We start from the raw sequence: 12,463 nt of genomic DNA on the forward strand, positions 1-12,463 counted from the left end.
ATTCCGATATCCCGAGTTCCCGAACGCCATGCAACGCACCCTCAACGACATGCGCCCGGTCTACGTGATCGGCGCCGGCTGGCACCGTTACCAGCCGCTCAGTGAAGACAGCTACGCCACGCTCGGACTTGCCGCCGTGCGCGGCGCGCTGGCCGACGCCGGCATCGAATGGGCGGCGGTGGAGTCCGCCTACTTCGCCAAGGCGCTGCTGCCGATGGCGCCCGGCCGGCCGATGCTGCGCCACCTCGGCGCCACCGGCATTCCGGTCATGCACGTCGAAAACGCGTCGGCCTCGGGCTCGGCGGCGTTTCGCCAGGCGTGCATGGAAGTGGCCAGCGGCATGTGCGAGGTCGCGCTCGCCGTTGGGGTCGACAAGCCCGCGCCGGTGACGCGCGGCGAAGCGGCCATGGGCATTCCGCAACTGGCCGAGGACGCCATCGTTCCTTTTACGCACTTCGCGCTGCTGGCCGACCAGTACGCCCAGCGCCACGGCGTGGACCAGCAGGATTTCGCCCGTGTCGCCGTGAAGAACCATGGCAACGGCGCGCGCAATCCCAACGCGCATCGGCAGCAGCCCCGTACGCTGGAAGAGGTACTGGGCGGCCGCCCGGTATCCGGCAGCCTGACCACGCTGCAGTGCTGCCCGGTGGGCGAGGGCGCGGCGGCGGTGATCGTCGCCTCCGAAGCGGCCATCCGCCGTCTCGGCGTGGACGGCGGCAAGCCGGTGCGGGTGACGGCATCCGCGGCGCGCAGCCAGCGGCTGTATGAGGACGCCACCCGCTTCGACGCGAACCTGACCGAGGAGACCACGCGTCTCGCCCTGCAGCAGGCCGGTCTGCGTCCGGAGCAGATCGATGTGCTCGAACTGCACGACGCCTTCACCGTGGAGGAAGTCGAATATGTCGAGGCCATGGGCTTGTGCGGCCCCGGCCGCGCCGTGCCGATGCTCAGGGAAGGCGCGTGGGACATCGGCGGCCGCTGCGCGGTGAATCCGTCGGGCGGCCTGATTGCCATGGGCCATCCCATCGGCCCGACCGGCATCGGCCAGGTCGGCGAGATCGCGCTGCAGCTGCGCGGCGAGGCCGGCGCACGCCAGCATCCCGGCGCGCGCGTGGGCCTGGCGCACATGGTGGGCGTGGGCGCGGTGTGCTACGTGCACACGCTCCAGCGCGACTGAACAGGCGTTGCAGCGGACAGCGACGTAACAGGACGGATCGAGGGACGGCAAGCCGCGCGCCGACGCGGCACCGGGCAACGGCAGGCACAGACCCGCCGGCTTACAACAGAGGAGACGACATGCGTTGGACAAGATGCGCGCGCCGGGTACAGGTGCGTGCCGGTATCGCGCTGTTGGCGGCGCTCACCGGGTTTGGCGGACTGGCGACAGCGCTGGCCGCGGAAAGCTCCGCCCCGCGCCGCGGCGGCACGCTGACCGTCGGGCTGGCACAGGACCCGGCCGTGGTCGACCCGATCCGTACCGGCACCTTCACCGAGCGGCAGTTGTCGACGCCGGTCTATGAATCGCTGTTCGATATCGACACCCAGGGCCGGGCCGTGCCGTGGCTGGCAGAGAGCTATACCGTGTCGGCCGACGGCCTGCGCTACCGCATCCACCTGCGCCAGGGCATCCGTTTCCACGACGGCACGCCATTCGACGCCGAGGCGGTGGTGGCGAACCTGCGGCGCACGCGCAATCCGGCCAACCGTTGCCGTTGCCTGAGCAGCATGCGCGAGATCCGCGAGGTGCGCGCGCTCGACCCCTCGACCGTGGAATTCGTGCTGAGCGAGCCCAATGCCGCACTGCCGACGGTGCTGGCCGATGCCCCGGGCATCATGGTCTCGCCCAAGGCCTTCAAGGCCGACCCGGCCGGCATCGGCACGCGCCCGGTTGGCACCGGCCCGTTCCGCTTTGTCGAATGGGTGCGCAACAGCCGCTTCGTGGTGGCGCGCAATCCGGACTACTGGCGCCCGGGCGAGCCTTATCTCGATCGTGTCGTGTTCCGCGGCATGCAGAATCCGGAGACGCGGGAATCGGCGTTCCTGTCGGGACAGACCGACATGATCCTGCAGCCCACCACGCGCTTCATCTACACCATCCGCGCCGACAAGCGCGTGGCGCTGTACTACCCCGACGGCTTCGGCACCGAGGGCATCTACTTCAACTTCAACCAGCCGCCGCTGGACGACCTGCGCGTGCGCAAGGCGGTGGCCCACGCCATCGATCGCCCGTTGCTGGCGCGCACGCTCGGCTTCGGCGTGCCCAGCCTGGCCTACAGCCCCTTCGGCAAGGGCGTGGCCGGCATCACCCAGCCGACCGAGGTCTACCCGAAGTACGACCTGGCGCGGGCCCGGGCGCTGCTGGCCGACTACGGCAAGCCGGTGTCGTTCACGCTGCAGTTCAACAACAGCCCGGACACTCGCAACCTCGCCCAGGCGCTGCAGCAGATGTGGGAGGAGGCCGGCATCAAGGTGGAGCTGGTGCCGTTCGACCAGAACCGGCTGGTGCAGAACATGACCTCGCATCAGTTCGAGGCGAGCATCTTCCGCTTCACCGGCCGGGCCGACCCGCATTCCAATGCCTTTATCTTCTTCCACTCGCGCTTCGCGCCGGTCAAGCCGAGCAGCAACTACGGCGGCTACCGCAACGCACGCGTCGACCGCCTGCTGGAGGACGGCATGCGCACCAGCGACCCGGCGCGCCGCGCCGCGATCTACAGCGACTTCGCCCGCGTGCTGGCCACCGAGGTCATGCCCTACGCCTTTCTCTACAACGTGAGCGACACCATCGCCGCGCGCAAGACCGTGCACGGCATCACCGTGGTGCCGGACGGGCTGGTGCGCTTCGGCGGCATCTGGCGCGAAACGGGAGGCCATGCACGATGAAACTCAAACGCTTGCTGACCGGCGCACTGACGGTGGCGGCCACCCTGGTTGCCGTGTCCATGGTGAGCTTCCTCCTGGTGGCGCTGCTGCCGGGCGATATCGCCCTGATCATCCTGGGCGACGCCGCCACGCCCGAGCGCGTCGCCGCACTGCGGCTGGAGCTGGGGCTGGACCGGCCGCTGCCGCTGCGCTACCTGAGCTGGCTGTGGGACGTGCTGCACGGCGACCTCGGCCACGCCATCCATTCCGGCGAGGCGACACTCGACGTGATCCTGTCGCGCCTGCCGGTAACGATCGAGCTGGTGCTGCTGACGCAGGTGGTCGCGCTCGGGCTGGCGGTGCCGCTGGGCATCCTCAGCGCCTACCGCCGCGGCAGCAAGCTGGACCATGGCGTGCTGGCAGGCTGCCTGGCGCTGTTGTCGACGCCGGCCTTCGTGCTGGCGCTGGGGCTGGTCTACGTGCTGGCGCTGCGGCTGCAATGGCTGCCGGCCACCGGCTACGTCAGCCTGTCGGAAAGCATCACCGGCAACCTCGAGAGCATGGTGATGCCGGTGCTGTCGCTGGCCCTGATCGAAGTGCCGGTGTACCTGCGCCTGCTGCGCAGCGAGATGGTCGGCACGCTGCAGCAGAACTACATCGCGCTGGCGCGCGGCATGGGCCTGCCCACCTGGCGCATCCTGTTCGAGAACGCGCTGCGGCCGTCGTCGCTCAACCTGATCACCGTGGTCGGCGTGAACATGGGCCGGCTGATGGGCGGTGCCATCGTCATCGAGACGCTGTTCGCGCTGCCCGGGGTAGGACAGTTGCTGGTGGAGTCGATCTACCAGCAGGAGTACCTGATGACGCAGGGCATCGTGCTCTTCGTCGCGATCCTGTTCATTCTCGTCAACCTGCTGACGGACCTGGCCTACGCCCTGGTCGATCCCCGTCTGCTTCGCGATGCCGAAGGCTGACCATGCGACTATCCCCGAAGCTCTACCTGTTCTCGGTGGCCTGGCTGGTGCTGGTGGCCGGCGCCACGCTGCTGGCCGACTGGCTGCCGCTGCGCGACCCGATGCGCCTGCACCTGGCCGACATGCTGGCCCCGCCCGACGCCACCCGCTGGTTCGGCGCCGACTCGCTCGGCCGCGACGTGCTGGCGCGCACGCTGTACGGCTTCCGCATCACCGCGGTGGTCAGCCTGGGCTCGGTGACGCTGGCGCTGCTGGTCGGCGGCACGCTGGGCGTCTGCGCGGGCTATTTCCGCGGCTGGGTCGAGCGCGCCATCCTGATGCTGTCGAACGTGATGCTGGCGTTTCCGCCGCTGGTGCTGGTGATTGCCATGGTGGCCTATCCCGGGCCGCCGCTGGTGAAGGTGGTGGTGGCGCTCGGCATCGTGTTCGTGCCGGCGGTGATCCGCATCGCGCGCGCCAACACGCTGCGGCTTGGCGAGCAGCAGTTCGTCACCGCCGCGCGCGCGGCCGGCATGGGACATGCCCGGCTGATCGTGCGCGAGCTGCTGCCCAACCTGGTGCCGGCGCTGCTGGCCTACAGCCTGCTGCTGGTTGCGATCGGCGCGCTGGCCGAGGCCGCGCTCAGCTTTCTCGGGCTGGGCGTGCCGCCGCCGGCACCGTCGCTGGGCTCGATGATGGCGAGCGAGCAGTCGCGCGTGGTGGAAGGGCCGCATGCGGTGTTTTTCCCGGCCGGCATGCTGTTCCTGACGATTTTCGCCCTGAACCAGGTGGGCGAAGAACTCCAGCGCCGTCTCGACGGCAGGGCGAGGGCCGCATGATGACATCCGCCGCATCTCACACTACGTCCGCCGGCCAGCCGCTGCTCGCGGTCACCGACCTCAGGACGGAATTCGTGCTGCCGCAAGGCCTGCTGCGCGCCGTCGACGGGGTCTCGTTCACGCTCGAGGCCGGCAAGACCCTCGGCGTGGTCGGCGAATCGGGCTCGGGCAAGTCGGTGCTGGCGCGCAGCCTGATCGGCCTGCTGCCCGCGGGCGTGGCCCGCACCCCCGCCGGGCGCATCGATTTCAACGGGCGCGACCTGCGCCAGCTCGGCGAGCGCGACATGCGCGGCGTGCGCGGCAAGGAGATCGCCATGATCTTCCAGGACCCGCTCACCTCGCTCAACCCGGTGCTGACCATCGGCCGCCAGCTCGAGCAGGTGCTGCGCCAGCACACCGACCTGTCGGCGCGCGCCGCGCGCGAGCGGGCGGTGGAGCTGCTGGCGGACGTCGGCATTGCCGATCCGCGCCAGCGTGCCGGCGAGTACGCGCACCGCCTGTCGGGCGGCATGCGCCAGCGCGTGGTGATCGCGATCGCGCTGGCCTGCACCCCGCGCCTGCTGATCGCCGACGAGCCCACCACCGCGCTCGATGTCACCGTGCAGGCGCAGATCCTGGACCTGCTGCGCCGCCTGCAGGAGCGCCACGCCATGGCGATGCTGCTGATCACGCACAACCTTGGCGTGGTCGCCGAAATGTGCGACGACGTCGCCGTGATGTACGCCGGCCGCATGGTGGAGCAGGGCAGCGTCGCCGACGTGCTGCAGCGCCCGCGCATGCGCTATACGCACGCGCTGCTGCAGTCGGTGCCGCGCGCCGACGCCGAACCGCATGCGCGCCTGCCGGCCATCCCGGGCCAGCCGCCTGACCTGAGCGCGCCGCCGGCCGGCTGCCGCTTTGCGCCGCGCTGCGCTGCCCGCGCCGGGCAATGCGACAGCGCCGTCCCGGCCGCCATGCCCGCCGGCGGTGGCCATTTCTATGCCTGTTGGCATCCTGTGCAGGAGAACCTGACGTGACCGCCCGACTTCCTACCCCGGTGCAGGACACCGCCACGCTGCTGCGCGCCCGCAACCTGGTGCAGACCTACCATGCCAGGGGCGGCCGCCGCGTGCAGGCGCTCTCCGACGTCTCCTTCGACCTGCGCCGCGGCGAAACGCTCGGCGTGGTGGGCGAGTCCGGCTCTGGCAAATCGACGCTGGCGCGCGCGCTGATGGCACTGCCGGCGCCGCAGTCCGGCTCGGTCGATTTCGACGGCGTGCCGCTGGCCCAGGCACGCGGCGCCGCCTTGCGCGCGCTGCGGCGGCGCATGCAGATGGTGTTCCAGGACCCGATGTCCTCGCTCAACCCCGGCCAACGCATCCTCGACATCGTGCAGATGCCGCTGGTGGTGGCGGGCGAGGGCAGCGCCGCCGAGCGCCGCGCCCGCGCCGCGCAGGCGCTCGCGGACGTGGGGCTGGACGCCAACGTGGTCGGCAAGCGCCGGCCGTGGGAGCTGTCCGGCGGCCAGTGCCAGCGCGTCAGCATCGCGCGCGCGCTGGTGCTGCGCCCGCAGCTGCTGGTATGCGATGAACCGGTCTCGGCGCTCGATGTCTCGGTCCAGGCGCAGGTGCTGAACCTGCTGGAAGACGCCAAGGCGGCCCATGGCCTGACCCTGCTGTTTATCTCGCATGACCTGGGCGTGGTGCGCAGCGTCAGCGACCGGGTCATGGTGATGTATCTTGGCAAGGTGTGCGAACTGGCGCCGGCGGGCTCGCTTTACCGCGCGCCGCGCCATCCGTACACTGCCACGCTGCTGGCCTCGGTGCCGTCGCCGGACCCTGCCCGCCGCCTGCTGCGGCCGGCGCTGGCCCACGGCGAGACGCCGTCGCCGCTGGACGTGCCGTCCGGCTGCCGCTTCCGCACGCGCTGCGCCCGCGCCAGCGAGCGCTGCGCGCGCGAGGCCCCCGCGCTGCAGGCCTGCGCGGACGCGCCCGGGCACGCCGTTGCCTGTCATCACCCGCTGCCGTTGTCATGACCCCGGGCAGCGCCGCAAGTCATTCAGAGAGTCGCCATGAGTTTGCAGTCCGAGTCCGCCGCACCCGCCGCCGATGCCGAAAGCAAGACCAACGCCGAGCTGCGCGAGGCCGCCATCAGCCGGATGATCAACGTCGCGATCCAGCTGATCGCCAGGAACGGCGCGTCGCGGCTGTCGCTGGTGGACGTGGGACGCGAGGCCGGCTACAGCCACTCGCTGCCCAATTACTACTTCAAGAGCAAGACGCGGCTGCTGCTGCAGGTCTACCAGTTCATCGTCGACCGGTTCCGGCGCCGCTTCGCGCAGTGGTCGCGCGAGCACAGTCCGGTCCGCGTGCGGCCGGGGCTGACCAACCTCGAGGCCACCGTGCGCGCCTATGTCGGCATGGCCGGCGCGGACCCGGTGCCGTCGCGGGCGCTGCACATCCTGTGGGGGGAATCGTTCTCGTCGATGCCCGAGCTGCAGCAGATGGCGCGGCCCATCAATGCCGAGAGTGTCGCGGCGTTCGCCGCTCAGGTGCGCATCGGCATCGCGCGCGGCGAGATCGCCAGCGACGTCGATCCGGAGATGTTCGGCCTGATCCTGCTGGGCACGCTGCGCGGCGTGACGGCGCAGTCGCTGATCGATCCCGAACACGTGGACCTGCCCGCGCTGGGCGAAATGCTGATCCGCATCTTCCGGCAGGGCATCGCCGCGCCGGCGGCGCCTGCCGGCGCCGCTGCCCCGGATGCCCCGGATGCCCCGGATGCCCCGGATGCTGCCGCACCGGCACCGATGCCACCCGACTGAATCTCCTGGAATCCCTTGCCATGACCTTGCCCGCCTCACTCGCCAGCCGCTTGCGGCTGCCCCTGATCGCCGCGCCCATGCTGCGCGTTTCCGGTCCCGACCTGGTCTCGGCCGCCTGCCGCAGCGGCGTGATCGGATCCTTCCCCACCGTCAACGCGCGCTCGGCCGAGGAACTGGATGCATGGCTGACGCGGGTCGCCGCGGACTGCGCCGCAGTCCATGGCCCGACCGCGCCGGCCTGCCCGAACCTGATCATGCGCCGCAAGCCGGAGATGCTGGCCGAGGACGTGGCGGTACTGGTCCGGCACAAGGTCGAGATGGTGATCGCCAGCGTCGGCTCGCCGGCCGCGGTGGTCAAGCCGCTGCACGACGTCGGCTGCATGGTGCTGGCCGACGTGGCCACGCTGCGCCATGCCGAGAAGGCGCTGCAGGCGGGCGCCGACGGGCTGGTGCTGCTCACCGCCGGTGCCGGCGGCCAGACCGGCTGGCTCAATACCTTTGCCTTCGTGCGCGCGGTGCGCCAGATGTTCGACGGCCCGCTGGTGCTGTCCGGCGGCATTTCCGACGGCGCCGCGCTGTGGGCGGCGCGCGTGCTGGGCTGCGACCTCGGCTGCATGGGCACGCGCTTTATCGCCACGCCCGAGAGCATGGCCAGCGACGCGTATCGCCAGATGCTGGTCGACAGTTCGCTCGACGACGTCATGCTGACGCAGGCCTTCACCGGCCTGGACACCAATATGCTGCGCCCGTCAGTCGTTGCCGCCGGCCTCGATCCCAAGGCGCTGGCCGGCCCCATCACGCCGCAGCGGGCCGCGGAGCTGTATAGCGAGCACCACAACGGCGGGCGCGCGCCGCGCCGCTGGGTCGATGTCTGGAGCGCGGGCCATTCGGTGTCGGGAGTCGACGCGGTGCGGGACGTGGCCGGGCTGGTGGACGAGTTGTCGGCACAGTACAAGGCCGCGCAGCACGACACCACTGACCTGCTGGCCGCGGCCTGACGCCATGGACACCCGCGCAATCGGCTCGGCGCCGGACCCCGTGCTCCAGACCCGGCTGACCACACTGCTGGGCATCCGCTATCCCATCCTGCTCGGCGGCATGCACCACCTCGGCACCTCCGGTGTGGTGGCCGCGGTGGTCAATGCCGGCGCCATGGGCTTCATCACGGCGCGCTCGTTCGAATCGCTGGACGACTACCGCGCCGACCTGCGCCGCTGCCGCGCGCTGACCGGCGGGCGCCCGTTCGGCGTCAACCTGACGATTTCCCGGCGCGAGGGCTTCAACCGGCTGGTGCCGGACTGGATCCGCATCGCCTTCGAAGAGGGCGTGCGCCTGTTCGAGAGCGCCGGCAGTTCGCCCGAGGCGCTGGTCGGCCCCATCCATGACTGCGGCGGCATCCTGGTCCACAAGTGCCCGAGCGTGCGCCATGCGGTGACGGCGCAGCGGCTGGGCGTCGACGCGGTGGCGCTGGTCGGGCTGGAGGAGGGCGGCCATCCGGGCGCCAACCAGCTGTCGGCCTTCGTCAATGGCGCCTTTGCGCTGGAGCGGCTGGAGCTGCCGCTGGTGATCGGCGGCGGCATCGGCAGCGGCCGGCAGATCGCCGCCGCGCTGACATTGGGAGCCGATGGCGTGGTGATGGGCAGCCGCTTCATGGTCGCCAGCGAAATCGCCGCGCACGATGCGCTGAAGCAACGCATCATCGCGTCGGACGAGCATTGCTCGACCACCATCCTCGGCAGTCTTGGCGATACCTGGCGCGTGCTCGCCAACGACAGCGCCCGCGCGGTGCAGCGCCTCGAGGCGCAAGGGGCGCGCAATCACGCGGCCTTCGGCGACCTGATCCTGTCGTCGCGCACACGGCAGCGTGTCTATCTGGACGGCGAGGTCGATGCGGGAATTGTGTCGCTCGGCCCGGCGGGGGGCTTCGCGGATGCGATCGAACCCGCCGGCCGGATCGTGGCGAGGCTGGTGGCCGATGCGCGCGCCGCCTGCGACGCGCTGGCCCACCGCAGGACTGCGTTGCCGGCGTAAGCCTGCGGCTGGGTCACAGATCCAGCACCAGCCGCTGTCCCCTGCAGCGCGACACGCACAGCATCATCGTCTTCTGCGCCGCCTTCTCCGCATCGGACAAGTACTGGTCACGATGGTCCGCTTCGCCCTCCAGGATGGCGGTCTCGCAGGAGCCGCAGATGCCCTCGCGGCACATGCAGTCCACCTTGATCCCGGCCTTCTCGATCGCGCGCAGCAGCGATTCGTCGGCGCCCACCTGCAGCGTCAGCCCGCTCTTGTTCAGCACGGCCTCGAAGGCGCCGCCGGTGGCGTCCACTTCATTGCGGAACTGCTCGAAGTGAATGCGGCCGGCGTCCCAGCCGGCGGCGCGCGCGGCGTTGACCACGGCGTCGTTGAGCGGGGCCGGGCCGCACACGTAGACGTGGGTGTCGTCCGGCTGTGCGGCGATCAGCGCGGCGATGTCGAGCAGGGTGCCGCTGTCGCTTTCATACAGGTGCAGCTGGCCCGGCTGCAAGGTGGCGGGCAGGACGTCGAGGAAGGCGGCGGACTGGGCATTGCGGAAGCAGTAGTGCAGGTCGAAGTCGGCACCGCGCGCGGCCAGCGCCTGGATATGCGTCATGAATGGCGTGATGCCGATGCCGCCGGCGATCAGCAGGTGGCGGCCGGCGCCGTGGTCCAGGCTGAACAGGTTGCCGGGCGCGCCGATGCGCAGTTCGTCGCCTTCGCGCACCTGCTCGTGCATGAAGCGCGAGCCGCCGCGCGAGGCTTCTTCCAGCCGCACGGCGATCTGGTAGTGGGCGGGCTCGCCGAGCGTGCTGGTGAGCGAATAGGCGTTGCGCAGCCGGCCGCCGTCCATGTGGACGACGACGTGGCTGCCGCTGTCGAAGGCGGGCAGCGCGCCGCCGTCGCAGGGTTGCAGGGTGAAGCGCTTGATGCCGGCGGCCAGCGGCTCGACGCGGCCGACGCGTACGCGGAGCGTGTCAGTCATGGCGGTACCTCGGAATTCAGGGATTGCGGGAGAACGCGGGAAATGCGGGAGGGAAGGCGGACCGGCATGGCGCCGGCCCGCCCGGGGCGATCAGGTAATGACCGTCAGCCTGGCGGCAATCCACACCACCAGTCCGCCGACGACCAGCGCCACATAGGGCAGCACGCCGGCGCGCGCGTTGGGCAGTTCCATGTCGCGGCGCATCGATTCGGGGAAGCGGCCCTTGTCCTGGATGTAATGGCGGTAGATAAAGACCGGCACGATCAGCAGCGCGGCGATCAGGCCGTTGCGCAGCGTGTGTTCGCCCTGGAAGTTGGCGCCGGCGCCGACGAAGGCCAGGTCGAAGAAGCCCAGGAACGCGCCCAGCGCCAGCAGCCAGTTCTTGCACTTGTACGGGCGCGGCCAGTCGGGGCGGTCCATGCGGTGGATCCAGCCCGACTGCAGGTTCAGGAACACGAAGATCATGTAGCAGACGTTGGAGATCGACAGCACTGCCATGTAGTTCGACATCAGCAGCAGGAACAGGTTGAACAGCAGGTCGGTCCACATCGCGCGCGTGGGCGAGCCGTGCTCGTTCACGTGCGAGAGGTAGCGCGGCAGCCAGCCGTCGACCGAGGCCTGGTACAGCGTGCGCGACGAGCCCATCATCGAGGTCATCACGATCAGCAGGATCGCCAGCACCAGCATCACCACGATCACGTTGAACACCACCGCGCCGCCGCCGACGAACCTGGCCATTGCCGCGCCCACGCCGGAGCCGTCGATGATGTCGGGCGCCAGCATGCCCTGCAGCCCGAGCGAGCCCTGGAAGGCGATCGGCACCGCGATGAACATGAACAGGCACAGCACGCCGGACCAGAAGATCGCCTTGAAGGTGTCCTTCTGCGGGTCCTTGAACTCGCGCGTATAGCACACCGCGGTCTCGAAGCCGAAGGTCGACCAGCACGCCAGGAACATCGCGCCCATCGCCGTGCTGATGCCGGCGGCGTTCCAGCCGCCCAGCACCGCGGCGCCGGAAGCGTCATGCGTCAGCGGCAGCAAGGGGAAGAAGCTGGTCGAAGGCATATCGCCGGTGAACAGCGGCACCAGCGCGATCACCACCAACGGCGTCAGCGAGGCGATTCCCAGGATGCGCTGCGTGGTCGCGGCCGCGGAAGCGCCGCTGTGCTGCAGCTTGAAGGTGATCAGCAGGAACGCGGTGGCGAGCAGGAAGGTGGAATTCACCCGCAGCGTCAGGCCCTTGCTGACGAAGCCCAGGTCCACCAGCGTCAGCTGCCAGGTGTTGATGACGGAATCGGCCGGGAACAGCGCGCTCAGCATATAGCCGGCCGCCAGGCTGGTGCCTAGCGCGAGCATCGGCGACCACGCCACCCAATTGCACCAGACCGAGACCGGGGCGACGAACTTGCTGTAGCGGACCCAGCCCATCGCGCCGTACACCGACGCGCCGCCCGACTTGTGCGGATACAGGCCCGAGATCTCGGCGTAGACGAAGCACTGGGCAAAGCCGACCAGGATGGCGAGGATCCAGATCACCCAGGCCGGGTTGCCAATGGTGGCGGACACGCCGCCGATGGTGAAGAGCACGCCCGCCGGCACGCCGCTGGTGACCCAGAAGGCGTCCTTCCAGGTCAGGCTGCGCTGCAGTTCGTGCGATGCGGTGGGTTGCTGGGTTTGCTGCTGGGGTTGCTGCGCGGGGGCGAGCGGCGCCTGCGCGCCGAGCGACAGCACGTCTTTCTGTGAATACACGATGTCTCCTTGCTTCCCGGGTCGCCGTGTTGCGGGAGCTAGGCTCCGTCACGGTCTGCCGTCTGCGGTCTGGGTGGGTACGTTGCGGTACTGCCTGCCGGGATTACGACGGTCGGGAATGTCTGGCGGGGATTCTGGGGGCGTTTCTCATGGTTGTCTCCTGTTGTCATCCCGGGTTGCCAGTTGCCCGATTCGCAGGGCGCCTGGCATCCCGGTCTGTTGATTTACCAAAAGTAAATTAGATTACCTATGGTGTTTT

The 12,463-nt window shown here is 69.8% G+C and carries 11 protein-coding genes; 9 read left to right on the forward strand and 2 right to left on the reverse strand.

Annotation, left to right across the window (positions count from 1 at the left end):
- Positions 1–28 precede the first annotated feature (28 nt).
- The 9 genes from U9J39_RS03170 (at position 29) to U9J39_RS03210 (ending at position 9,488) form a co-directional block, all read left to right on the forward strand.
- A complete protein-coding gene (locus U9J39_RS03170; protein WP_115713778.1) occupies positions 29–1,177 on the forward strand; it encodes a thiolase family protein in 1,149 nt (382 codons plus the stop codon).
- 119 nt (positions 1,178–1,296) lie between these two features.
- Positions 1,297–2,883, forward strand: a complete 1,587-nt coding sequence (locus U9J39_RS03175) for an ABC transporter substrate-binding protein (protein ID WP_326346504.1) — start codon at positions 1,297–1,299, stop codon at positions 2,881–2,883.
- Positions 2,880–3,836: an ABC transporter permease gene (locus U9J39_RS03180; protein ID WP_115683507.1), complete on the forward strand. Its 957-nt coding sequence runs from the start codon at positions 2,880–2,882 to the stop codon at positions 3,834–3,836. The genes U9J39_RS03175 and U9J39_RS03180 overlap by 4 nt, the downstream gene beginning before the upstream one ends.
- A 2-nt stretch (positions 3,837–3,838) precedes the next feature.
- Positions 3,839–4,654, forward strand: a complete 816-nt coding sequence (locus tag U9J39_RS03185) for an ABC transporter permease (RefSeq protein ID WP_115683506.1) — start codon at positions 3,839–3,841, stop codon at positions 4,652–4,654.
- A complete protein-coding gene (locus U9J39_RS03190; RefSeq protein WP_326346505.1) occupies positions 4,651–5,670 on the forward strand; it encodes an ABC transporter ATP-binding protein in 1,020 nt (339 codons plus the stop codon). Before U9J39_RS03185 ends, U9J39_RS03190 begins: the two co-directional genes overlap by 4 nt.
- Positions 5,667–6,668, forward strand: coding sequence for an ABC transporter ATP-binding protein (locus U9J39_RS03195; protein WP_240987789.1), 1,002 nt, complete (start codon positions 5,667–5,669; stop codon positions 6,666–6,668). The genes U9J39_RS03190 and U9J39_RS03195 overlap by 4 nt, the downstream gene beginning before the upstream one ends.
- Positions 6,669–6,704: 36 nt before the next feature.
- A complete protein-coding gene (locus U9J39_RS03200; RefSeq protein ID WP_326346506.1) occupies positions 6,705–7,457 on the forward strand; it encodes a TetR/AcrR family transcriptional regulator in 753 nt (250 codons plus the stop codon).
- 20 nt (positions 7,458–7,477) lie between these two features.
- Positions 7,478–8,455, forward strand: a complete 978-nt coding sequence (locus U9J39_RS03205; protein ID WP_198036034.1) for an NAD(P)H-dependent flavin oxidoreductase — start codon at positions 7,478–7,480, stop codon at positions 8,453–8,455.
- A gap of 4 nt (positions 8,456–8,459) precedes the next feature.
- Positions 8,460–9,488: an NAD(P)H-dependent flavin oxidoreductase gene (locus tag U9J39_RS03210; protein WP_326346507.1), complete on the forward strand. Its 1,029-nt coding sequence runs from the start codon at positions 8,460–8,462 to the stop codon at positions 9,486–9,488.
- A gap of 13 nt (positions 9,489–9,501) precedes the next feature.
- On the opposite strand, the gene U9J39_RS03215 is transcribed toward U9J39_RS03210, so the two are convergent.
- Positions 9,502–10,455 carry a PDR/VanB family oxidoreductase gene (locus tag U9J39_RS03215; RefSeq protein WP_116314075.1) on the reverse strand — a complete coding sequence of 318 codons (954 nt, stop codon included), beginning with the start codon at positions 10,453–10,455 and terminating at the stop codon, positions 9,502–9,504.
- A gap of 90 nt (positions 10,456–10,545) precedes the next feature.
- Positions 10,546–12,204 carry an APC family permease gene (locus U9J39_RS03220; protein ID WP_115701881.1) on the reverse strand — a complete coding sequence of 553 codons (1,659 nt, stop codon included), beginning with the start codon at positions 12,202–12,204 and terminating at the stop codon, positions 10,546–10,548.
- Between the last annotated feature and the right edge of the window lie 259 nt (positions 12,205–12,463).

The sequence above is a fragment of the Cupriavidus sp. SS-3 genome, from assembly GCF_035818815.1.
Classification (GTDB): Bacteria; Pseudomonadota; Gammaproteobacteria; order Burkholderiales; family Burkholderiaceae; genus Cupriavidus; species Cupriavidus taiwanensis_C.

Coding starts and splice junctions, on each gene's coding strand:
- U9J39_RS03215 (WP_116314075.1), bottom strand. CDS start 10,455: ATGACTGACACGCTCCGCGTACGCGTCGGCCGCGTCGAGCCGCTGGCC.
- U9J39_RS03185 (WP_115683506.1), top strand. CDS start 3,839: ATGCGACTATCCCCGAAGCTCTACCTGTTCTCGGTGGCCTGGCTGGTG.
- U9J39_RS03205 (WP_198036034.1), top strand. CDS start 7,478: ATGACCTTGCCCGCCTCACTCGCCAGCCGCTTGCGGCTGCCCCTGATC.
- U9J39_RS03200 (WP_326346506.1), top strand. CDS start 6,705: ATGAGTTTGCAGTCCGAGTCCGCCGCACCCGCCGCCGATGCCGAAAGC.
- U9J39_RS03180 (WP_115683507.1), top strand. CDS start 2,880: ATGAAACTCAAACGCTTGCTGACCGGCGCACTGACGGTGGCGGCCACC.
- U9J39_RS03210 (WP_326346507.1), top strand. CDS start 8,460: ATGGACACCCGCGCAATCGGCTCGGCGCCGGACCCCGTGCTCCAGACC.
- U9J39_RS03190 (WP_326346505.1), top strand. CDS start 4,651: ATGATGACATCCGCCGCATCTCACACTACGTCCGCCGGCCAGCCGCTG.
- U9J39_RS03175 (WP_326346504.1), top strand. CDS start 1,297: ATGCGTTGGACAAGATGCGCGCGCCGGGTACAGGTGCGTGCCGGTATC.
- U9J39_RS03170 (WP_115713778.1), top strand. CDS start 29: ATGCAACGCACCCTCAACGACATGCGCCCGGTCTACGTGATCGGCGCC.